Source organism: Streptomyces sp. ISL-66, assembly GCF_018614135.1.
Classification (GTDB): domain Bacteria; phylum Actinomycetota; class Actinomycetes; order Streptomycetales; family Streptomycetaceae; genus Streptomyces.
Genome location: NZ_JAGGOW010000011.1, coordinates 39,806 through 61,858, shown reverse-complemented (window position 1 = coordinate 61,858; position 22,053 = coordinate 39,806). Strand labels below are relative to the sequence as shown.

Annotated in this window: 21 protein-coding genes; 17 read left to right on the top strand and 4 right to left on the bottom strand. The window is 72.7% G+C overall.

Annotation, left to right across the window (positions count from 1 at the left end):
- The first annotated feature begins 7 nt into the window (after positions 1-7).
- From J7E97_RS02935 to J7E97_RS02925, 3 genes are all read left to right on the top strand, one after another.
- Positions 8-1,372: an aldehyde dehydrogenase gene (locus J7E97_RS02935; RefSeq protein WP_215021883.1), complete on the top strand. Its 1,365-nt coding sequence runs from the start codon at positions 8-10 to the stop codon at positions 1,370-1,372.
- 4 nt (positions 1,373-1,376) lie between these two features.
- Positions 1,377-2,171 (top strand): 3-oxoacyl-ACP reductase, encoded by a 795-nt coding sequence (locus J7E97_RS02930; RefSeq protein WP_215021881.1) that lies wholly within the window; start codon positions 1,377-1,379, stop codon positions 2,169-2,171.
- A gap of 69 nt (positions 2,172-2,240) precedes the next feature.
- Complete coding sequence (locus tag J7E97_RS02925; RefSeq protein ID WP_215021879.1) at positions 2,241-3,605, top strand: haloacid dehalogenase-like hydrolase; 1,365 nt, start codon at positions 2,241-2,243, stop codon at positions 3,603-3,605.
- A gap of 12 nt (positions 3,606-3,617) precedes the next feature.
- On the opposite strand, the gene J7E97_RS02920 is transcribed toward J7E97_RS02925, so the two are convergent.
- Positions 3,618-4,820: an amino acid deaminase/aldolase gene (locus tag J7E97_RS02920; protein ID WP_215021877.1), complete on the bottom strand. Its 1,203-nt coding sequence runs from the start codon at positions 4,818-4,820 to the stop codon at positions 3,618-3,620.
- Between the two features lie 221 nt (positions 4,821-5,041).
- On the opposite strand from J7E97_RS02920, the gene J7E97_RS02915 reads away from it, so the two are divergent.
- The 4 genes from J7E97_RS02915 to J7E97_RS02900 all read left to right on the top strand — a co-directional run bounded on the left by J7E97_RS02915 (position 5,042) and on the right by J7E97_RS02900 (position 8,396).
- Positions 5,042-5,464 carry a hypothetical protein gene (locus tag J7E97_RS02915; RefSeq protein ID WP_215021875.1) on the top strand — a complete coding sequence of 141 codons (423 nt, stop codon included), beginning with the start codon at positions 5,042-5,044 and terminating at the stop codon, positions 5,462-5,464.
- Between the two features lie 106 nt (positions 5,465-5,570).
- Positions 5,571-6,344, top strand: a complete 774-nt coding sequence (locus tag J7E97_RS02910) for a hypothetical protein (protein ID WP_215021873.1) — start codon at positions 5,571-5,573, stop codon at positions 6,342-6,344.
- 103 nt (positions 6,345-6,447) lie between these two features.
- Positions 6,448-7,638: a type VII secretion-associated serine protease mycosin gene (gene mycP, locus J7E97_RS02905; RefSeq protein WP_215021871.1), complete on the top strand. Its 1,191-nt coding sequence runs from the start codon at positions 6,448-6,450 to the stop codon at positions 7,636-7,638.
- Between the two features lie 2 nt (positions 7,639-7,640).
- Positions 7,641-8,396 carry an SseB family protein gene (locus J7E97_RS02900; protein WP_215021870.1) on the top strand — a complete coding sequence of 252 codons (756 nt, stop codon included), beginning with the start codon at positions 7,641-7,643 and terminating at the stop codon, positions 8,394-8,396.
- Between the two features lie 106 nt (positions 8,397-8,502).
- On the opposite strand, the gene J7E97_RS02895 is transcribed toward J7E97_RS02900, so the two are convergent.
- Entirely contained in the window at positions 8,503-8,874 is a 372-nt protein-coding gene (locus tag J7E97_RS02895) for a DUF1844 domain-containing protein (RefSeq protein ID WP_215021868.1), read from the bottom strand.
- Positions 8,875-9,197: 323 nt separating this feature from the next.
- Between J7E97_RS02895 and infC the strand changes: the two genes are divergently transcribed.
- The 9 genes from infC to J7E97_RS02850 all read left to right on the top strand — a co-directional run bounded on the left by infC (position 9,198) and on the right by J7E97_RS02850 (position 19,363).
- Positions 9,198-9,965, top strand: coding sequence for a translation initiation factor IF-3 (infC, locus tag J7E97_RS02890; protein ID WP_215021866.1), 768 nt, complete (start codon positions 9,198-9,200; stop codon positions 9,963-9,965).
- 104 nt (positions 9,966-10,069) lie between these two features.
- Positions 10,070-10,264 carry a 50S ribosomal protein L35 gene (rpmI, locus tag J7E97_RS02885; protein ID WP_215021864.1) on the top strand — a complete coding sequence of 65 codons (195 nt, stop codon included), beginning with the start codon at positions 10,070-10,072 and terminating at the stop codon, positions 10,262-10,264.
- 100 nt (positions 10,265-10,364) lie between these two features.
- Positions 10,365-10,751 (top strand): 50S ribosomal protein L20, encoded by a 387-nt coding sequence (rplT, locus tag J7E97_RS02880; RefSeq protein WP_215021862.1) that lies wholly within the window; start codon positions 10,365-10,367, stop codon positions 10,749-10,751.
- A 175-nt stretch (positions 10,752-10,926) separates the two neighbouring features.
- Positions 10,927-11,787 (top strand): RNA methyltransferase, encoded by an 861-nt coding sequence (locus J7E97_RS02875; protein ID WP_215021860.1) that lies wholly within the window; start codon positions 10,927-10,929, stop codon positions 11,785-11,787.
- 55 nt (positions 11,788-11,842) lie between these two features.
- A complete protein-coding gene (locus tag J7E97_RS02870) occupies positions 11,843-13,159 on the top strand; it encodes a sensor histidine kinase KdpD (protein WP_215021858.1) in 1,317 nt (438 codons plus the stop codon).
- Positions 13,160-13,311: 152 nt separating this feature from the next.
- A complete protein-coding gene (gene pheS, locus J7E97_RS02865) occupies positions 13,312-14,439 on the top strand; it encodes a phenylalanine--tRNA ligase subunit alpha (RefSeq protein WP_215021856.1) in 1,128 nt (375 codons plus the stop codon).
- Positions 14,439-16,967 carry a phenylalanine--tRNA ligase subunit beta gene (gene pheT / locus J7E97_RS02860; protein WP_215021854.1) on the top strand — a complete coding sequence of 843 codons (2,529 nt, stop codon included), beginning with the start codon at positions 14,439-14,441 and terminating at the stop codon, positions 16,965-16,967. Before pheS ends, pheT begins: the two co-directional genes overlap by 1 nt.
- A 471-nt stretch (positions 16,968-17,438) precedes the next feature.
- The gene (locus J7E97_RS02855; protein ID WP_215021852.1) at positions 17,439-18,779 is read left to right on the top strand and encodes a transcriptional regulator; all 1,341 of its coding nucleotides are present in this window, start codon (positions 17,439-17,441) and stop codon (positions 18,777-18,779) included.
- Between the two features lie 62 nt (positions 18,780-18,841).
- Positions 18,842-19,363 (top strand): NUDIX hydrolase, encoded by a 522-nt coding sequence (locus J7E97_RS02850; protein ID WP_251053679.1) that lies wholly within the window; start codon positions 18,842-18,844, stop codon positions 19,361-19,363.
- 83 nt (positions 19,364-19,446) lie between these two features.
- Here J7E97_RS02850 and J7E97_RS02845 read toward each other — a convergent pair whose 3' ends face one another.
- Positions 19,447-20,343, bottom strand: coding sequence for a 3-hydroxybutyryl-CoA dehydrogenase (locus J7E97_RS02845; RefSeq protein WP_215021848.1), 897 nt, complete (start codon positions 20,341-20,343; stop codon positions 19,447-19,449).
- Between the two features lie 151 nt (positions 20,344-20,494).
- Here J7E97_RS02845 and J7E97_RS02840 point away from each other — a divergent pair, with 151 nt between their 5' ends.
- Positions 20,495-21,844 carry a glycoside hydrolase family 10 protein gene (locus tag J7E97_RS02840; RefSeq protein ID WP_215021845.1) on the top strand — a complete coding sequence of 450 codons (1,350 nt, stop codon included), beginning with the start codon at positions 20,495-20,497 and terminating at the stop codon, positions 21,842-21,844.
- 1 nt (position 21,845) lies between these two features.
- Here the strand turns inward: J7E97_RS02840 and J7E97_RS02835 are convergent, their stop codons facing one another.
- Positions 21,846-22,040 (bottom strand): DUF1918 domain-containing protein, encoded by a 195-nt coding sequence (locus tag J7E97_RS02835; RefSeq protein WP_215021842.1) that lies wholly within the window; start codon positions 22,038-22,040, stop codon positions 21,846-21,848.
- Between the last annotated feature and the right edge of the window lie 13 nt (positions 22,041-22,053).

The window sequence follows — 22,053 nt, the reverse complement described above, 5'->3', positions numbered from 1 at the left end:
CCACCACGTGTCCGACGCGCTGGAAGTCTTGAATCCGGCCACCGAGGAAATCGTCGCCGTCGTCCCGGCCGCCACACGGGACGACGTCGACGCCGCCGTCGTGCGGGCCGCCGCGGCCCAGCGGATCTGGGCGGCCGCGGCCCCCGCCGACCGGGCCAGACTGCTGCGCCGCTTCGCCGCCGTCGTCGACGGGCACATCGAGGAGCTGGCCCGCCTGGAGGTCCGGGGCGCCGGCCACACCATCGGCAACGCCCGCTGGGAAGCCGGCAACGTCCGCGACGTGCTGGACTTCGCCGCCGGGGGAGTCGAGCGCCTCTCCGGCCGCCAGATCCCCGTCGCCGGCGGCATCGACGTCACCTTCCTCGAACCCCTCGGCGTCGTCGGCGTGATCGCCCCGTGGAACTTCCCCATGCCGATCGCCGCCTGGGGCCTGGCCCCGGCCCTCGCGGCCGGCAACGCGGTCATCCTCAAGCCCGCCGAGACCACCCCGCTCACCGCGCTGCGGCTCGCCGAACTCGCCCTGGAGGCGGGGCTGCCCGAGCACCTCTTCCAGGTGCTGCCGGGCCGGGGCACCGTCGCGGGGGACGCCCTCGTCGAGCACCCCGGCGTGGCGAAGATCGTCTTCACCGGCTCCACCAAGGTCGGCAAGCAGATCATGGCCAAGTGCGCCGACCGGGTGAAGCGGGTCACCCTCGAACTCGGCGGCAAGAGCCCCAACATCGTCTTCGCGGACGCCGACCTCGAGGCCGCGGCAGCCGCCGCCCCGATGTCCTTCCTGGACAACACCGGGCAGGACTGCTGCGCCCGCACCCGGATCCTCGTACAGCGCTCCGCGTACGACCGCTTCCTGGAGCTGCTGGCCCCCGGGATCGAGAACGTGGTCGTCGGGGACCCGTCCGACGAGAAGACCCAGATGGGTCCGCTGATCTCGCGGGTGCAGCTGGACCGCGTACGGTCCTACGTCACCGACGACCTCACGGTGATCCGTGGCACCGCCCCCGAGGGCCCCGGCTTCTGGTACCCGCCGACCCTCGTCACCGGCGTGGACCCGGGCGCCCCCGTGGCCGCCGAGGAGGTCTTCGGGCCGGTGGCCGTCGTCCTGCCCTTCGAGGACGAGGAGGACGCCGTGCGGCTGGCCAACGCCACCGAGTACGGCCTCGCCGGTTCCCTCTGGACCCGCGACATCGGCCGCGCGCTGCGCGTCTCGCGCGCCGTCGCCGCGGGGAACCTGTCCGTCAACTCCCACAGCAGCGTCCGCTACTGGACCCCCTTCGGCGGCTACAAGCAGTCCGGGCTCGGCCGTGAGCTCGGACCCGACGCCCTCGCGGCTTTCACCGAGACCAAGAACGTCTTCATCAGCACGGAGGCCTGAAAACATGTCCACTGAGTCCACCGAAGCGATCGTCTGCCGCCGCCTGGTCGGCCGCACCGCCGTCATCACCGGAGCCGGCAGCGGCATCGGCCTGGCCACCGCCCGCAGGCTGGCCTCCGAAGGCGCCAACATCGTCTGCGGCGACATCGACGAGACCGCGGGCAAGGCCGCGGCCGAGGAAGTCGGCGGCACCTTCGTGAAGGTCGACGTCACCAGCCCGGAGGAGGTCGAGGCCCTCTTCAAGACGGCCTTCGACACCTACGGGTCCGTGGACATCGCCTTCAACAACGCCGGCATCTCGCCCCCGGACGACGACTCGATCCTCACCACCGGCCTGGAGGCCTGGAAGCGGGTCCAGGAGGTCAACCTCACCTCCGTCTACCTGTGCTGCAAGGCCGCCCTGCCCTACATGCAGCGCCAGGGCCGCGGCTCCATCATCAACACCGCCTCCTTCGTGGCCCGGATGGGCGCCGCCACCTCGCAGATCTCCTACACCGCCTCCAAGGGCGGCGTGCTCGCCATGTCCCGGGAGCTCGGCGTGCAGTTCGCCCGCGAGGGCATCCGCGTCAACGCGCTGTGCCCGGGACCGGTCAACACCCCGCTCCTGCAGGAGCTGTTCGCCAAGGACCCGGAGCGCGCCGCCCGCCGGCTCGTGCACATCCCGCTGGGCCGGTTCGCCGAGCCCACCGAGATCGCCGCCGCCGTCGCCTTCCTCGCGAGCGACGACTCCTCCTTCATCAACGCCACCGACTTCCTGGTCGACGGCGGCATCTCCGGGGCGTACGTCACCCCGCTGTAGGCCCCGTACCCAACCTCCCCGACAGCCGGGCGTCGTACGACGCCCGGCTGTCGTGCTCCACCGCCCCGGATGATCTCGCAGAAGAAGCAGAAGAAGCAGAAGGACTCAGAAGAAGCAGGAGAGTTCACCCCAGTGACCCGATCCCCTTCCGTACGGCGGCTCCAGGCCGCCGGCGCCGCCGTCGCGATAGCCGCCGGCACCCTCGTGGCCGCCGCGCCCGCCGCCCAGGCCGCCCGCCCCGGCGCCCACTGCACCACCCCGAAGCTCGCGGCCGGCTGGTACGGCGAGAACCGGGCCCGCCTCCAGCAGCTCATCGACACGTACGGCTCGTGTGACCCCTACCGGCCCGGCCGCGCCAAGCCCGTGGCCGTCTTCGACTGGGACAACACCGTCGTCAAGAACGACGTGGGCGACGCGCAGATGTTCTGGCTGCTGCGCAACGGGAAGATCCGCCAGCCCGTCGAGGGCGACTGGACCACCACCAGCCGCCACCTCACCCCGGCCGCCGCCAAGGCCCTGGCCGAGGCCTGCGGGCCCCTCGCCGAGCCCGGCGCCCCGCTGCCCACCGGTACCCCGCGGGGCACCGGCTGCGCGGACGAGCTGAACGCCGTCTACGCGACCGCCGCGACCCGCGCGGCCGCCCCGGCCTTCGCCGGCTGGGACCACCGTACGACCGAGCCCGCCTACGCCTGGCTGCCGCAGCTCATGCAGGGCTGGACCGCGCGCGAGATCCGCGGCTTCGCGGCCGCCGCGAAGGCCGAGAACCTGGCCGCGCCCGTCGACGCCCAGCAGCGGGTCGGCAGCACCACCGTCACCGGCTGGGTGCGCTACTACGACCAGCAGAAGGACCTCGTCAAGGCCCTGCGGAAGGCCGGTTTCGACGTCTGGATCAGCTCGGCCTCGCCGCAGCCGGTCGTCGAAGTGTGGGCCCGGGACGTGGGCATCGACGCGTCGCACGTCATCGGCATCCGCAACACCACCACGGCGGGCGGAAAGCTCACCTCCCACCTGCAGGGCTGCGGAACCGTCAAGGACGGCGCCGACACGATGATCACGTACGTCGACGGCAAGCGCTGCTGGATCAACAAGGAGGTCTTCGGGGTCCGTGGCGCCGCGGCCGAGAAGGTCCAGCCGGCCGCCCGCCGCCAGGTGTTCGCCGCGGGCGACTCCGACACCGACGTCACGTTCCTGCGGGACGCGACCGCCCTGCGGCTCGTCGTCAACCGCAACAAGAACGAGCTGATGTGCCGCGCCTACGACAACAGCGACGGCAAGTGGATCGTGAACCCGATGTTCATCCAGCCGAAGAAGCAGAAGGCGGCGCCGTATCCGTGCGCGACCACCGGCTTCACCGGCCGCGACGGCACCCCGGGGCCCGTCCTGCGGGGCGACTCCAGCGTCATCCCCGACCAGACGGACTCCGTGTTCGGGTAACCCCGGCGCCCCTCAGAGGAAGGTGCGGCCCTCGCCCCGGTAGGTCGGGGCGGTGGCCGTCAGCCGGTCACCCTGGACGAGGTGCAACTCCTCGAAGCGCTCGCACAGTTCGCCGGCCTTCGCGTGCCGGAACCAGACCCGGTCGCCGATCAGCAGATCGTCGGCCGGGCTGCCGAGCAGCGGGGTCTGCACCTCGCCGGCCCCCTCCTGGGGGTCGTAGCGCAGGCCCTGGGGCAGGTACGGGACCGGCAGCCGGTCCGCGCCGGGCGCGCCGGAGGCCGGATATCCGCCGCCGAGCACCGTGACCACCCCGACGCCGGGCCGGCGCACCACGGGCTGGGCGAACAGGGCCGCCGGACGGCCGCTGAACGAGGTGTAGTTGTCGAAGAGCCGCGGCACGTACAGCCCCGAACCGGCGGCGATCTCCGTGACCGCGTCCTCGGCGGCCGTCTGCTGGACGCTGCCGGTGCCGCCGCCGTTGACGAACTCCAGGTCCGGGACCACCGCGCGCACGGCCCGTACGGCTTCGGCCCGGCGGGCGGCCAGCTCCTTGCGGGCGGCGCCCTGCATCAGCCGGATCATCCGCGACCTCAGCGGACGCCCTGCCAGCGAGTCGCCGACCCCGGCCACGTGGCCCTCGTAGCCCATCAGCCCGACGACGCGGAAGCCCGGCCGGGCGCTCACCGCGCGGGCCAGCTCGGCGAGCTGGGCCGGCTCGCGCAGCGGGGAGCGGCGGGCACCGACGCGCACCTTCCCGCCGAAGAGGTGCAGGGCGGTGTCCAGTTCCAGGCAGACCCGGATCTCCTGGGCGCCGCCGTCACGGGCCCGGTCGATCAGCTCCAGCTGCGCGACGTCGTCGACCATCACGGTCACCGCACCGGCCAGCTTCGGGTCGCCGGCGAGCTCGGCGAAGCCGGCCCGGTCCGCGGACGGGTAGGCGAGCAGCACGTCCTGGAAACCGGAGCGGGCCAGCCAGATCGACTCGCCCAGGGTGTAGGACATGATCCCGGCGAACCCGGGCCGGGCGAGGACCCGTTCGAGCAGCACGCGGCACCGTACGGACTTGCTGGCCACCCGGACCGGCTTCCCGCCGGCGCGCCGCACGAGGTCGTCGGCGTTGGCGTCGAACGCGTCGAGATCGACGAGGGCGAGCGGGGCGTCGAGATGCGCGGTGGCCCGGTCGTATCGGGCCCGATCGGCGGCGGGGGAGTTCATGGGCGGCAGCCTGCCAGATGGGTGTACCCGTGGGTAGGGGTTCGCGGACCCTCGGGTACTCCCCGCCAGGTCAGAGGCCCGGGATGACGATCTGATCAATATTCGGCCCCGACCGCCGGATGCCCCTTTTGGCCGTTGAGACGGCCGTTCGAATGTGCCTACTCTCGCGCGTCCCCAGGCCGGCATCCGGCGGGGAGTCACCACGTAGAGGGAAGAGCCAGATGGCCATCCGCAAGTCCACCATGCAGGAACAGGTCGCACAGGCGATCCGCGAGATCGAGCCGAACGACCGCCCGGTGGTCACCTTCCACACCATCACCGGCCCGAGCCCCTGGCTGATGAACGAGCTCGGCCTGATCGGCCAGCTCTTCGTGAAGTACTACTTCGTCACCCTGACCGAGCAGGTCGTCGCCGTCCACCGCGCCTCCCGGATGAGCAACCGTCCCAAGGAGCTCGTCCACGTCATCCCGCTCGACGAGGCCCGCCAGCTGGTCACCGACGTCAAGCGCAACATGCTGTGGAGCTCCCTGCGCTTCCAGTTCCCGGGCGAGGAGAAGCCCACCCGCCTCAACATCAACCGCTACTGGCGCGCCGAGCTCGACCAGTTCGTACCCGCTCTGACGGGCGTGCAGATCGCCCAGTAGGACGCTCGCCGAGCTGCCGGGCCAGGACGCCCGGCAGCCGGCCGGCTGGGACGAGCACGTAAAGTAAGGGCAGGCAGCCGGACGGAACGGGGGGCTGAGCCGCCGGATGAGCACGTCCACACCGCACGGCGAGGTCCTCACCGCGCCCGACCGGCCCCCCGCTCCGCCCCGACGCCGGCCCGGCAGGGTCTTCGCCGCCGTACTGTGCGGGCTCATCGGCTTCGGCCTCACCGCCGCCGCGGGCTACTCGGCCGTCACCGAACGCCGCGCCGAGCGCCAGGCCCGGACCGCCGACGCCGCCTACCGCAAGGCGGCCTCCCTCTGGCGGGCCACCCCCGTCGACACCCTCTTCCCGCCCGTCCTCGACGGGACCGGCTCCGGCCCCGGCGGCGCCGACCGCACGTGGACCCGCGTCGCGCTGGCCCCCGACGCCGACTGCTCCGCCGCGCTCGCCGCCGACTGGCGGGCGCTGCTCGCCGAAGCAGGCTGCACCCGCGTGCTCCGCGCCACCTACACCGATGCCACCCGCAGCTCGCTCGTCACCGTCGGCATGGTCTTCGCCCCCGCCGACGCCACCGCCGTGAACGCGCTGCGGGGCCGGCTGACCGCCCCGCCCGGCTACGGATTCCCCGACGACCGTCGCGCGGCCTGGACCGCCTCCGTGCTCCCGGAGGCACCCGTCGTCGTCTACACGGTCTCCGCCTTCGCCGACGGCCGAGTCCTGGACGGCCCCCGCCCCGCCGAGGAGACGATGACCAAGGACGCCACCGGACCCGCGGCCCAGGCGGGCCTCGGCCACGAGGCCAAGGCCGTCGCCGACCGCGTGGAACGCGCCGTACGGGCCCTCGCGGCCCCGCCGTCTGCGGCGCCCGCCCGATGAGCCGCCTGACGAGCGGTCCGATCAGCCACCCGGCGAGCCGTCCAACGAGCCGTCCAACGAGCCGTCCGATCAGCCGTCCGATCAGCCGTCCGATGAGTCGCCCGTGAGCCTTCTGCCGAGCCGCCGCGCCGCCGCCGCGGGGATCGCCCTGGGCGCCCTCCTGGCCGCCGTCGCCGCGCCCACCGCAGCCGCCGATGCCGTCCGCGACCGCCAGTGGGGCCTCATCGCCCTGCGCGCCGAAGAGGCCTGGGGCACCACCCGGGGCGACGGCGTCACCGTCGCCGTTCTGGACACCGGCGTCGACGCAGCCCACCCCGACCTGGCCGGCCAGGTCCTCGGGGGCACCGACCTCGTCGGCATGGGCGCCGGCCGCGGCGACCGCGCCTGGGCCCGCCACGGCACCGCCATGGCCGGGATCATCGCCGGCCACGGCCACGGACCCAGCCGCCGGCAGGGAGTCCTCGGCATCGCACCCCAGGCGAAGATCCTCCCGGTCCGCGTGATCCTGGAGGAGGGCGACCCGGGCCGGAGCAAGGCCGGTGACAGCAAGGGCGGCGCCCTCGCCGAGGGCATCCGCTGGGCCGCCGACCACGGGGCCGACGTGATCAACCTGTCCCTGGGCGACGACAGCAGCTCCGCCCACCACGAGGCCGGAGAGGACGAGGCCGTGCAGTACGCCCTGGCCAAGGGCGTGGTCGTCGTCGCCTCCGCCGGCAACGGCGGCGAACAGGGGGACCACGCTTCCTACCCGGCCGCCTACCCCGGCGTCATCGCCGTCACGGCCGTCGACCGCAAGGGCGAGAAGGCCGCCTTCTCCACCCGCAACTGGTACGCCACCGTCAGCGCGCCCGGCGTCGACGTGGTCATCGCCGACCCCGACCTCTCCTACTACGAGGGCTGGGGCACCAGCGCCGCGTCCGCCTTCGTCTCCGGCGCCGTCGCCCTGGTCAAGGCCGCCCACCCCGACCTGTCGCCGGCGCAGATCAAGAAGCTGCTTGAGGACACCGCTGCCGACTCCCCGGCCGGCGGCCGCGACGACTCCCGCGGCTTCGGCCTGGTGGACCCGGTCGCCGCCCTCCAGGCCGCCGAGGCGATGACCGGCGAGCCGCCCCGGCCCTCGCCCGCCCCGGCCGCGGGCCCCTACTTCGGCCCCGGCCCCGAGCGGCCGGGGAACCCCGAGCGCCGGGCCCGCCTGGGTGCCCCGGCGGGGGCCGCCGCCGGACTGGTGCTGCTCGCACTGGCCGGCGTACTGGCCCGGCGGCCGAAGCCGGCGCGGGGGGATAGGGTCGGGTAACTGTGGCGAACAAGACGGTTTCGAACAAGAACATCCCCGACCCCGGCTTCTCCGACGACGACGGCTCCGCCGACCCGCGGCTGAGCGCGGCCCTCGCGGCCTGGTCCGCGGACCGGAGCACAGAGCCGGAGGTGCTGGCCGCGCTGCGGAGCGCCCGGCTGCTGGTGCCCGTCGTCGCGGTCCTCGGCGAGGTCGAGACCGACCCCGAGACCGGGCTCACGCGCGAGAAGACCAGCGACATGGCCGTCCCCACGCTGCGGGCGGGGGACCGGCGGGCGCTGCCCGCCTTCACGTCCACCGCCTCGCTGGCCCTGTGGGACCCGGCGGCCCGCCCGGTGGCGGTCCCGCTGCACCAGGCCCTGGCCGCCGCCGCGCACGAGAAGGCCGACACCGTCGTCATCGACCTGTCCGGGCCGGTCACCTACCAGCTCAGCGGCCCCGCGCTGCTGGCACTGGCCGAGGGCCGCACGGACGCCGGTCCCCTCGCCGATCCCGCCGTGCGCGAGGCGGTACGGGCTGTCGTGGCCGCTGAGCCCGCCGTGCTCGCGGCCCACCTGGGCCCGGGCGGCGAGGACGCCGACGGCACCCTGGCCGTCGTGCTGGCCCCCGGTTCCGGGGCCCCGGTCGCGGCCCGGCGCGTGGCCGAGGCCCTGGCGGCCGACGAGACCTTGCGCGCACGCCTCGTAGGAGGTCTGGACCTGGCCCTGCTCCCGCAGGGGGCTCCGGTCCCGCCCGGCGAGGCGCTGTTCACGCGCTGACGAAGGGCGGCCGCCCGCACGTGCGCATGCGAAGGGGACCCGAGCGGTGGCTCGGGTCCCCCTCTTCTTCCGTGGCTTCGTGACGTGTCCTACGCGTCCTATGTCCTTACGCGTACACGGGACCCGTGAACTTCTCGCCCGGGCCCTGCCCCGGCTCGTCCTGCACCAGCGAGGCCTCGCGGAAGGCGAGCTGGAGGGACTTCAGGCCGTCGCGCAGGGGGGCGGCGTGGAAGGAGCTGATCTCGGTGGCGCTCGCGGTGACCAGCCCGGCGAGGGCGTGGATCAGCTTGCGGGCCTCGTCGAGGTCCTTGTGCTCGGAGTCGGGCTTGTCCAGACCCAGGTTGACCGCCGCTGCGCTGAGCAGGTGGACGGCCACCGTGGTGATGACCTCGACGGCCGGCACGTCCGCGATGTCGCGGGTCAGGTCGTCGTAGTCGGGGGAGTCGGGCGTGGAACCGGAGGGCGTCGCGTCAGTCATGTGCACCACGATATGCGGAGCGGTGGGCTTGCAACGAGGGTGCTAGTATGTACATCGACCGGCCGGACACTCACATGCCCGGCCAACAAGTGGAGGCTCCGATTCTCCCACCCGACCACCCTCACGGGAGGCGGGTCACCGGTCAGGTGGTATCCATCGTTCCGTACGGACGATGGAAAGCTGCCCGATTTTGCGCCCCGCGGTTCGCACGCGACGGTGCTCCGGTTGTATTGGAGCCCCCGCCTGTGCCCGGCGGGGCTTTTTTCATTCCCCGCCGCGGTCGGTCTGACGGAATTACGTCAGCGGCTGTCCTCCAGGCAGCCGTGTGGTGCTACCGAGGAGGATCCATCAGCACCGAGCCCCGCATCAACGACCGGATTCGCGTTCCCGAGGTACGACTCGTCGGCCCGAGTGGCGAGCAGGTCGGCATCGTGCCGCTTGCGAAGGCGCTCGAGCTCGCGCAGGAGTACGACCTCGACCTGGTCGAGGTCGCGGCGTCCGCACGCCCGCCGGTTTGCAAGCTCATGGACTACGGCAAGTTCAAGTACGAGTCGGCCATGAAGGCCCGTGAGGCGCGCAAGAACCAGGCGCACACGGTCATCAAGGAAATGAAGCTCCGGCCGAAGATCGACCCGCACGACTATGACACCAAGAAGGGTCACGTCGTCCGGTTCCTCAAGCAGGGCGACAAGGTCAAGATCACGATCATGTTCCGTGGTCGCGAGCAGTCCAGGCCGGAACTCGGCTACCGACTGCTGCAGCGCCTCGCTTCGGACGTCGAGGACCTCGGGTTCATCGAGTCGAACCCGAAGCAGGACGGCCGAAACATGATCATGGTTCTCGGTCCGCACAAGAAGAAGACCGAGGCGATGGCCGAAGCCCGCGAGGCGCAGGCCGCCCGCAAGGCCGAGCGCCAGGGTGTCGCCCTCACCGACGACGAGGCCCTCTCCGAGGACGTCGAGTTCGAGGTCGAGGACACCGACATCGTGGCCGCCGAGGACGCGGAGGACGCTTCTGACGAGGCGACCGAAGCAGCCGAGACTGCCCCCGAAGAGGCAGACGCCTCCCCCGAGGCTCCTAGCGAGGCCTGATCCCGAGGCAGCCCGTCTCGGATCACCGACACAACATGACGCTCCGGTGAGCCGGCCCCCAACAGGGCCGGTGGGGGCGCCACCGACGAGGAGATAACGGCGCTATGCCGAAGAACAAGACGCACAGCGGGACCAAGAAGCGCTTCAAGATCACCGGCTCCGGCAAGGTGCTCCGCGAGCGCGCTGGCAAGCGCCACCTGCTCGAGCACAAGTCGTCCCGTGTCACCCGCCGCCTCACCGGCACCGCGGAGATGGCCCCCGGCGACGCCAAGAAGATCAAGAAGCTTCTCGGCAAGTGACGTCCTCCGCTCCCCTTCCGGGAGCGGGACGTCAAGACCGGGACCCCATCGAATTCGGGCCGTGTGAAGACAACCACGGCCCCGCTACAAGGAGTAAAAAGTGGCACGCGTCAAGCGGGCAGTAAACGCCCACAAGAAGCGCCGGGCAATCCTCGAGGCGGCCAAGGGCTACCGCGGTCAGCGTTCGCGCCTGTACCGCAAGGCCAAGGAGCAGGTCACCCACTCGCTGGTCTACAACTTCAACGACCGCAAGAAGCGCAAGGGCGACTTCCGTCAGCTGTGGATCCAGCGCATCAACGCTGCTGCCCGCCAGAACGGCATGACGTACAACCGCCTCATCCAGGGTCTGAAGGCCGCCAACATCGAGGTGGACCGCAAGATCCTCGCCGAGCTGGCCGTCAACGACGCCAACGCGTTCGCCGCGCTGGTCGAGGTCGCGCAGAAGGCCCTCCCGGCCGACGTCAACGCCCCGAAGGTCGCTGCCTAAGCAGCAGCACGCCCTTCAAGGCTGCAGTAATTGCCCGGACCCGCAGGCCTCGCGCCTGCGGGTCCGGTGCGTTGATCCACCTGTTCCACGGGGATACACCGTTCCACCCGTTCCACCCGTTCCACCCGTTCCACCCGTTTCGACCCGCAGTACGCACGGAAGCGAGCCGACCTCCATGGGCACCCCCGCCGAGCTGATCTCCCCCCGATCCACGCGGGTGGCCGCCGCCAGGCGACTGGCGCGCCGGAACTTCCGCACCAAGGAGCGCCGCTTCATCGCCGAGGGCCCGCAGGCCGTGCGCGAGGCCGCCGAGCACCGGGGCGCCGACGGCGAGCCCACCCTGATCGAGCTGTTTGCCACCGTCGAGGCCGCCGAGCGCTACGGCGACATCGTCGACGCCGCGTTCGCCGCCGGAGCCCGCGTCCACTACGCCTCCGACGAGGTGCTCGCCGAGGTCTCGCAGACCGTCACCCCGCAGGGCCTGGTCGGCGTCTGCCACTTCCTCGACTCGCCCTTCGAGGAGATCCTGCGGGCCCGGCCGAAGCTGGTCGCCGTCCTCGCCCACGTCCGCGACCCCGGCAACGCCGGTACGGTGCTGCGCTGCGCGGACGCCGCCGGAGCCGACGCCGTGGTGCTGACCGACGCCTCCGTGGACCTGTACAACCCCAAGTCGGTACGGGCCTCCGTGGGCTCCCTCTTCCACCTCCCGGTGGCCGTGGGCGTCCCCGTCGAGCAGGCCGTCGAGGGGCTGCGCGCGGCCGGCGTCCGGATCCTGGCCGCCGACGGGGCCGGCGCCGACGACCTCGACGCCGAGCTGGACGCGGGCACCATGGGCACGCCCTCGGCCTGGATCTTCGGCAACGAGGCCTGGGGCCTGCCCGAGGAGACCCGGGCGCTCGCCGACGCGGTGGTACGGGTCCCGATCCACGGCAAGGCCGAGAGTCTGAACCTCGCGACGGCCGCCGCCGTGTGCCTGTACGCCTCCGCGCGTGCACAGCGGGCGCCCGGAGGGTGCCGCTCCGTGACCCCCAGCTAGTAATGTGGCCGCCCGGGGGCCCACTGCGCTACTCGGAGATGTGGGGTACGGGGACATGACCGTCGGTACGAACAGCTCGCCAGGTGCCGCCAAGGCACCCGGTGCACCGGTCCTGGCGGCCGTGCCCCAGCGGGCCGAGGCCGCCCGGGTGCCCGCCCAGCCCGCGCCACCCGCCCAGTCCGCCCGGCCCGCGCACGCGAGCCCCGTAGGCCTCCCGGGTCCCGGACCCGGTACCGGCACGGGCGCCGGCCAGGAGACCGGCACGGGTTCCGGCCCCGGACCGGACGCGGGCGGCGAGTTCGCCGGTCTCGGGATCGACCCCGACGACCTGCCCGACGGGCTCGTGATCGCCGATGCCACCGGCCGGGTCGTCTGCTTCAACTCCGCCGCCGCGCGCATCACCGCGCTCGCGGCCGGCGAGGCCATCGGCGTGGACATCGAGCGGGCGCTCCCGCTGGAGGACCTCGAAGGCCGCCGCTGGTGGGCCATGACCGATCCGTACGGCGGCCTCGCCACCCGGCGCGGCCAGCCCGAGCGGAACCTGCTGCTCCCCGGTGGCCGCGAGGTGCTCGTCTCCGCCCGCTACGTCCGCACCCATCCCACCGGCCCGGTGCGCCGTCTCGTGGTCACCCTGCGGGGCACCGAGGCCCGGCGGCGCACCGAGCGCAGCCACGCCGAGCTGATCGCCACCGTCGCGCACGAGCTGCGCTCCCCGCTGACCTCCGTCAAGGGGTTCACGGCGACCCTGCTCGCCAAGTGGGAGCGGTTCACCGACGACCAGAAGCGGCTGATGCTGGAGACCGTCGACGCCGACGCCAACCGCGTCACCCGGCTCATCGCGGAGCTCCTCGACATCTCCCGCATCGACTCCGGCCGTCTCGAGGTGCGCCGCCAGCCGGTCGACATCGCCACCGCCGTCGGCCGGCACGTCCAGGCGCTCACCGCGAACGGGCAGGCCCCGGAGCGGTTCCTCGTCAGCGTGAGCCGGCCGCTGCCCGATCTCTGGGCGGACCCGGACAAAATTGACCAGATCCTCGGCAACCTCCTCGAAAATGCGGTGCGGCACGGCGAGGGAACGGTCACCATCGACGTAGCGCCGACCACCTTCGCGAACGCCGCGGGGAAGACCGAGAAGGGAACCGCCGTCACCGTGACCGATGAGGGCCCCGGGATCCCCGAGGAGTCGATGGGCCGCGTCTTCACCCGCTTCTGGCGGGGCAGCAAGCGCGGCGGCACCGGCCTGGGCCTGTACATCGTCAAGGGGATCGTGGAAGCCCACGGCGGCACCATCAGGGTCGGCCGCGGCCCCGGCGGCGGGGCCGAGTTCCGATTTATCCTGCCCGTCGCCGCCCCGGCGTACCTCACGCAGTAGTCCTGCGGAGCGTCTCGCCAGGCGGCCCACGGGCCCCTTCACCCCCAGCGACCTTTAGACTCGACCTTTGGCACCTTTGTGTCCTAGTGCCGAGCGCGTCCTGCGCGTCGCGCGGGGGACCCACCAGCCAGCCATCGGAAGTACGGGAAGAGATGTCGGCACCGAACAAGTCGTACGACCCTGTTGAGGTCGAGGCACTGAAACCGGATGAGATCGAGCGCATGCGGGACGAGGCGCTCGCCGCCTTCGCCTCCGCGGGCGACCTCGACGCGCTGCGTGAGGCGAAGACCGCGCACATGGGCGACCGCTCGCCCCTGGCGCTCGCCAACCGCGAGATCGGCGCGCTGCCACCTCAGGCCAAGGCCGAGGCGGGCAAGCGCGTGGGCCAGGCCCGGGGCGCCGTGAACAAGGCCTTCGGGGCCCGCACGGTCGCGCTCGAAGTCGAGCGCGACGAGCGGGTGCTGGTCGAGGAGGCGGTGGACGTCACGCTGCCCTACGACCGGGTTCCCGCGGGCGCCCGGCACCCCCTGACCACGCTGATGGACCGCATCGCGGACATCTTCGTGGCCATGGGGTACGAGGTCGCGGAGGGCCCCGAGGTCGAGGCGGAGTGGTTCAACTTCGACGCCCTCAACTTCACGCCCGACCACCCGGCGCGCCAGATGCAGGACACCTTCTTCGTCCGGGGGCCGGCAGGCACCGAGGGCGACGAGTCCGGCGTCGTGCTGCGCACCCACACCTCCCCGGTGCAGGCGCGCTCGCTGCTGGAGCGCAAGCCCCCCGTCTACATCGTGTGCCCGGGGCGGGTGTACCGCACCGACGAGCTCGACGCGACGCACACCCCGGTCTTCCACCAGGTCGAGCTGCTCGCCGTGGACGAGGGCCTGACCATGGCGGACCTGAAGGGCACCATGGACCACATGGTGCAGGAGCTGTTCGGCGAGGGCACCACCACGCGCCTGCGCCCGCACTTCTTCCCCTTCACCGAGCCGTCCGCCGAGATGGACATGCAGTGCTACGTGTGCCGCGGCGAATCGGTGGGCAACCCCGACCGCCCGTGCCGCACCTGCTCCAGCGAGGGCTGGATCGAGCTCGGCGGCTGCGGCATGGTCAACCCGAAGGTGCTCACCGCCTGCGGCGTGGACCCGGAGAAGTACAGCGGGTTCGCCTTCGGCTTCGGCATCGAGCGGATGCTGATGTTCCGCCACAACGTAGAAGACATGCGAGACATGGTCGAGGGTGACATCCGTTTCACCCGGCCGTTCGGGATGGAGATCTGATGCGGGTCCCGCTTTCTTGGCTGCGGGAGTACGTCGACCTCCCCGCCGGTGAAACCGGTCGCGACGTCGCGGCCAAGCTCGTCGACGCCGGCCTCGAGGTCGAGACGGTCGAGCAGCTCGGCGGTGGCCTCAAGGGCCCGCTCGTCGTCGGCCAGGTGCGATCCATCGAGGAGCTCGAAGGCTTCCGCAAGCCGATCCGCTTCTGCACGGTGGACGTCGGCTCGGCCAACGGCACCGGCGAACCGCAGGAGATCGTCTGCGGCGCCCGGAACTTCTCCGTCGGCGACAAGGTCGTCGTGGTCCTGCCCGGCGCGGTGCTGCCCGGCGACTTCGCGATCGCCTCGCGCAAGACGTACGGCCGGACCTCGCACGGCATGATCTGCTCCGGCGACGAGCTGGGCATGGGGGACGACGGCACGCACGGCATCATCGTGCTGCCGCACGAACACGAGGTCGGCACCGACGCGATCAAGCTCCTGGAGCTCGTCGACGAGGTCCTCGACATCGACATCACCCCGGACCGCGGCTACTGCATGTCCATGCGCGGTGTGGCCCGCGAGGCCGCCACCGCGTACGGCCTGCCGCTGCGCGACCCGGCGCTCCTCGACGTGCCCGCGCCGAACTCGTACGGCTACGCCGTCAAGATCGACGACCCGCGGGGCTGCGACCACTTCACCGCGCGCACGGTGACCGGCCTCGACCCCGAGGCGCGCTCCCCGATCTGGCTCACCCGCCGCCTGCAGAAGGCGGGCATGCGCCCGATCTCGCTCGCCGTGGACATCACGAACTACGTGATGCTGGAGCTCGGTCAGCCGCTGCACGCCTACGACCGCTCGCGGATCGACGGCGCCATCGGCGTCCGGCGCGCCGAGCAGGGCGAGAAGTTCACCACCCTCGACGGGGTCAAGCGCACGCTCGACTCCGAGGACCTGGTGATCACCGACAACAGCGGCCCGATCGGGCTCGCCGGTGTCATGGGCGGCGCCAACACCGAGATCGCCGACTCCGTCACCGACCCCGTGACCGGCGCGGTCACCGGCACCACCGACGTGGTCGTCGAGGCCGCGCACTTCGACTCCGTGTCGATCTCGCGCACCGCCCGCCGCCTCAAGCTCTCCTCCGAGGCGTCCAAGCGCTTCGAGCGGGGCGTCGACCCGCAGGCCGCGGCCGCGGCCGCGCAGCGCACCGTCGACCTGCTGGTGCTGCTCGCGGGCGGCACCGCCGAGGCCGGCGTCACCGCGCTCACCGCACCGGGCGCCCCGCGCACCATCGCGATGAGCGCGGACCACCCCGACAAGGTCGCGGGCATGGACTACGGCCGCGAGACCGTCGTACGCCGCCTCCAGGAGGTGGGCTGCGACGTCTACGGCCAGGACGAGCTCGTCGTCACCGTTCCCTCGTGGCGGCCCGACCTCGCCGAGCCCAACGACCTCGCCGAGGAAGTCATCCGGCTGGAGGGCTACGGGAACCTTCCCTCGACCCTCCCGCAGGTGCCCTCCGGCCGCGGTCTGACGGCCCGGCAGCAGCTGCACCGCCGGGTCGGCCGCGCGCTGGCCGGCGCGGGCTACGTGGAGGCGCTGAGCTACCCGTTCCTGGGCGAGGGCGTCTTCGACCAGCTCCAGCTGCCCGCGCACGACGCCTCCCGCCAGGTCGTCAAGCTGGTCAACCCGATCTCCGACGAGGAGCCGGCGCTGCGCACCACGCTGCTGCCGGGCCTGCTCGGCGCGCTGCGGCGCAACGACAGCCGGGGCAGCCACGACCTCGCGCTCTTCGAGACCGGCTCGGTCTTCCGGGCCGCCGCGCAGCCGGGTGTCGCCGTACGGCTGCCCGTCGACCGGCGTCCCACGGACGAGGAGATCGCCACCCTGAACGCGGCCCTGCCCGCGCAGCCGCGTTACGCCGCGGTCGTGCTGGCCGGAGCCCGCGAGCAGGCCGGCTGGTGGGGCAAGGGCCGTCCGGCCGACTGGGCGGACGCCGTCCAGGCCGCGCGCTCGCTGGCCGTCGAGGCCGGTGCGGAGCTCGTGGTGCGCCAGGGCCAGTACGGCCCCTGGCACCCCGGCCGGTGCGCCGAACTGCTCGTCACCCTCGACGGGGTGGAGACGGTCATCGGCCACGCCGGTGAGCTGCACCCGCGCGTGGTCAAGGCGATGGGCCTGCCGGCCCGCACCAGCGCGATGGAACTCGACCTGGACCGCCTCGCGGCGGCCGGCGGCGAGGCCCTCCAGGCGCCCCGGATCTCCTCCTTCCCGGTGGCGACCCAGGACGTCGCGCTGATCGTGGACGCGTCGGTTCCGGCCGCCGCGGTCGAGGCGGCGCTGCGCAAGGGCGCCGGTGAACTGCTGGAGTCCCTGCGGCTGTTCGACGTCTTCGAGGGCGAGCAGGTGGGCGCGGGCAAGAAGTCCCTGGCCTACGCGCTGCGCTTCCGGGCCGCGGACCGGACGCTGACGGCCGAGGAGTCGACGGCCGCGCGTGACGCGGCGGTCGCCCTGGCGGGCGAGCGGACGGGCGCGGTGCTGCGCGGAGCGTAGCCGCCGGCGCGGTCCACGGCAGTGAGGGGGTGCATCCCGATCCGGGATGCACCCCCTCACCCGTACCCGGCCTTCGCTCGGGGCGCGGACGTCCGCGCGGCTGGGTCGCGGGCGTCCGCGCCGCGGGTTCGAGACCACGCGCACCGGGCCCGGTGGGTGGACCCGGCGCGCGTTCGGTCCGGCCCGGCCGGGGACCGGCGACCAACCGGGCCCCGGCAGAGCCGAAGCGCGCCGCCCGCCTGCCGTGGAGTGTCGGGCAGACAACAGGACGGGCGGCGCGGTTGACGGGTCGTCGCACTGTACGAGGGGGGAGCCGACGACCCGAGTCACCTCTTGGCGAGGCCCTTCAGTGAAGCGCTCGCGGGGTGTCCCCCGACAGGGTGCGTATCGCATTTATGCGCGTACTGCGTTCACACCCCGTGTGAACCGCGCACCCACTAGCCTGATTCCGACGAGCCGATGGAGGGGCCCATGCAGCCCAATGCACTGCTCGACGCCCTCCTCGCGGAGGCGGGCATGTCCCACGCCGGGCTCGCCGCGCACGTGAACCAGGCGGGCCGCGACCGCGGCCTGGCCCTTCGCTACGAACACACCGCCGTTGCCCGGTGGTTGAAGGGGCAGCGGCCCCGCGGCCAGGTTCCGGACCTGATCTGCGAGGTGATCGGGGGCCGGCTGCGCAGACCGCTCTCCCTCGACGACGTAGGCCTCGGCCCGCCGGGAGGGTCCGAGGGCCCGCACGCCTCCCCGCTCAGCGGTTTCGTGGACCGGGCCGCCGCCCTGTGGCGCTCCGACGAGCAGGGACGGCTGAAGTGCCTCACCACCGGGGCCGTCACGGGCACCCCCGCCGTGATCCCGGTGTGGGAGTGGGAGAACCCGCCGGAGGACGCCGACGTGTCCCGCGAGGGGCCCACCCGGGTCGGCCCCGAGCACGTCGAGATCCTGCGGGCCGCCCGCGCGCACTACGAGCTGATGTACCGGCGGGCGGGCGGTGTGGCCACCCGTGACCGCATCGTCCGCTTCCTCGGGACCGAGACCGCCCCGATGCTGCGCGGGAGTTACTGCGACGGCCTGGGGCGCAGCCTGCACCGGGCGACCGGTTCCCTGGTGGCGGTGGCGGGGATCTGCGCGTACGACTCGGACGCCCACGGGCTGGCCCAGCGCTACTTCCACCAGGCCCTGCGCCTGGCCAAGGCCAGTGGGGACCGGGGGTTGGGCGCCTACGTCATCGCGCTGATCGTCAACCAGTCCCTGCACCTACGGGAGTTCCGCCAGGCCGTGGCCTTCGCCGAGGCCGCCCTGCGCTCGGCGGGCCGGTACACCACCCCGGCGCTGGCCGCCGATCTGTACGCCATGCAGGCCAAGGCCTACGCCCAACTCGGCGATGGTGCCGCCGCGTTGGCCTGCATCCGCAACGCCGAGGCGGCCGCCGAGCGGATCCGGCCCGGCGCGGAGCCCGATGAGACGGGGTACGTCCAGCCCGGCCTGGTCAACGTACAGGTGGCCGAGGCGCTGCTCGGTCTGGGCGATCTGCGGGCGGCGCACGAGCAGGCGGCGGCGGCCGTCGGCACCCCCGCGCACGACCGGGGCCGGGTGCACCGCCTGGCGATGCTGTGCGAGATCCAGCTGCGCCAGGGCGAGGCCGACCAGGCGGTGGCGGCGGCGGCCGAAATGGCCGAGCGGGCCAAGGGGATGGAGTCGCTGCGCTTGCGCGACCGGCTGCGGGCGGTCCGCGAACAGCTGCTGACCAGCGGTTGTCCGGGGGCGGGGGAGACCGCGGAGCTCATCGACGGGGCGCTGCGCGTTCCCCTGTGAGCGGGTGAACTGCTGCCATGTTGCCACCTACTCGATCGGAAGGTGGCAGAACCGTGCAGTGGATGAACCTGAGTGAGCAGACTGTGTACACGAACCGCTGGTTCGACGTGAATCTCGCCGACGTGGAACTCCCCGACGGCCGGCACCTGGACCACTTCGTGATCCGGCTGCGTCCGGTGGCCGTCGCCACGGCCGTCAACGAGGCCAACGAGGTGCTGCTGCTGTGGCGCCACCGCTTCATCACCGACAGCTGGGGCTGGGAACTGCCCGCCGGCGTCGTCGAGGACGGCGAGTCCCTGGAGAGCGCCGCGGCCCGGGAGATGGAGGAGGAGTCGGGCTGGCGGCCGGGCCCGCTGCGCCACCTGATGACCGTGGAGCCGTCCAACGGGCTGACCGATGCCCGCCACCACCTCTACTGGGCGGACGGAGCCACGTACACCGGCCACCCCGAGGACGACTTCGAGTCCTCGCGCCGCGAGTGGGTGCCGCTCAAGCTGGTGCCGGACATGATCGCGCGCGGCGAGATCCCGGCCGCCAACATGGCGGCCGGGCTGCTGTTGCTGCACCACCTGCGGCTCGGGTAGCCGCACGATCCGCGCGGGGCGGCCGTACGGATGAGGCGTACGGGTCAGGCGTAGGGCTCATCCGTACGGGGCAGCCGCTCGCATCAGCCGTACGGGTAGAAGCCCGAGCCGGTCTTGCGGCCGAGGCGGCCGGCGTCGACCATCCGCTGGAGCAGCGGGGGAGCCGCGTACAGGGGCTCCTTGAACTCCGCGTACATCGAGTCGGCCACCGAGGCCACCGTGTCCAGGCCGATGAGGTCCGCGAGCTTCAGCGGGCCCATCGGGTGGGCGCAGCCCAGTTCCATGCCGTTGTCGATGTCCTCGCGGCTCGCGATCCCGGACTCGAACATCCGGATCGCGGACAACAGGTACGGGATCAGGAGCGCGTTGACGACGAAACCGGAACGGTCCTGGGCGCGGATGGCGTGCTTGCCCAGCACGCCCCCGACCAGGGCCTCGGCGCGCTTGATCGTCTCGTCGCTCGTGGTCAGCGCCGGGATCAGCTCGACGAGCTGCTGCACCGGGGCCGGGTTGAAGAAGTGGATGCCGATGACCTGGTCGGGACGCGAGGTCGCGACGGCCAGCTTGACCAGCGGGATCGAGGAGGTGTTGGAGGCGAGGATCGCGTCCGGGCGGGTGATCACCTGGTCGAGGACCTGGAAGATCTCCGTCTTGACCTGCTCGTTCTCGACGACCGCCTCGATGACGAGGTCGCGGTCGGCGAACTCGCCGAGGTCGGTGGTGAACGACAGTCGGGCCAGGGTCGCGTCCCGCTCCTCCGCGCTGATCTTGCCGCGTTCGGCGGCTCGCGTCAGCGAGGTGTGCAGCCGGGTCCGTCCGAGCTCCAGGGCCTCGCCGGTGGTCTCGGCGACCATCACCTCGAGACCGCTCCGGGCGAACACCTCCGCGATACCCGCGCCCATCTGCCCACAGCCCACTACGCCGACGCGTGAGATGTCGTCTGGGAGGTCCGTCACATCGTGCCTTTCGCTGCTCTCCATCGCGGGTCCCCCGTACTGGTGCAGTGGTAACTGCGTTCCGGCGCCCGCCACGCCCCCCGACGTTACCCCCGTCGTTGCCCGGCATGTCGGGCCGGGGCGGGCATGCTGGGCGGACACGAGGCAATGTCACCGAACGGAGCGGAGGCGTCACATGGCGTACATCGGGAGGCGGGGGGTGCTCACCGGCGCGGCGGGGGTGCTGGCCGCGGTGGCTACGGCCGCCCCCGCGAAAGCGGTCAGGGCGAGCGGAGCCCCGGCCGACGGGGCCGGGGCGAACGGGGCCCCGGCGAAGGGGGCCGGGGCGAACGAGGCGCGGGCGAAGGGGCCGGCCGCTCCGCGGGCGGCGGCGGCCGGGGCCGGCGGGGCGGCCAAGGCCGAGTTCCGCGGGATGTGGGTCGCCTCCGTGCAGAACGTGGACTGGCCCTCGCGGAGCGGACTCGCCGCGGACGATCAGCGCGCCGAGCTGCTGGCCCTCCTCGACACCGCCGTCTCCCGCCGCCTCAACGTGGTGATCCTCCAGGTCCGGCCCACCGCCGACGCCATGTGGCCCTCGGCGCGCGAACCGTGGTCCCAGTGGCTGACCGGCGAACAAGGGGTCGACCCCGGCTGGGACCCGCTCGGCACCGCCGTGAGCGAGGCGCACGCCCGGGGGCTCCAGCTGCACGCCTGGTTCAACCCGTACCGCGTGGCCAACCACACCGACCCGGGCCTGCTCTCCCCGGGCCACCCGGCCCGCCGCAACCGCGGTTGGACCGTGGCCTACGGCGGGAAGCTCTACTACAACCCCGGGCTGCCCGAGGTCCGCCGCTTCGTACAGGACGCCATGCTCGACGCCGTCGCCCGCTACCCCGTCGACGGGGTCCACTGGGACGACTACTTCTACCCGTACCCCGTCGAGGGCCGCGACTTCGACGACGACGCCGCGTACGAGCGGTACGGCCGCTCCTTCGCCACCCGAGCCGACTGGCGCCGCCACAACACGGACACCCTGGTCCGCGAGATGTCCGAGCGGCTACGGGCGCTGCGCCCGGCCACGCGCTTCGGCGTCAGCCCCTTCGCGGTCTGGCGCAACTCCGACCGCGATCCGCTCGGTTCGCCGACGCGGGCGGGCGCCACCACGTACGACGACCTGTACGCGGACACGCGCAAGTGGGTGCGCGAGGGCTGGATCGACTACATCGTGCCGCAGGTGTACTGGCAGATCGGCCACCCGACCGCCGACTACGCGGCGCTCGTCCCCTGGTGGGCGAGCGCCGTCGCCGGCACCCGCGTCCAGCTCTACGTGGGGGAGGCGCTCTACCGCTGCGATCCGCGGAGCTCCACCGCCGCCTGGCGCGATCCGCGGGAGCTGTCGCGGCACGTGCGCTTCGCCCGCGGCTACCCGGAGGTCCGCGGCCACGCCTACTTCTCGGCGAAGCAGGTGGTCGCGGACCCCAACGGGGCGATGGCCACGGTGGTGGCCGACCACTACCCGACGGTGGCGGCGGTGCCGCCCCGCTGACTCAGTGGTCGTCGACGGGGTGCTTCACGACGCAGTCGGGCCCGGGGGACATGACGGCCTCGTGCCCATCCGTGAAGCGGACCCGGTAGGGAGGCGTGCCGTTCTCTCCCAGGACCTGCGTGATCTCTCCGACCTTGTCGTGCTGGCCCACGATCCTGCCGTGCTGAACCAGCTGATCGCCCTCGGTCGCGCGCATGCTGACCTCCTAG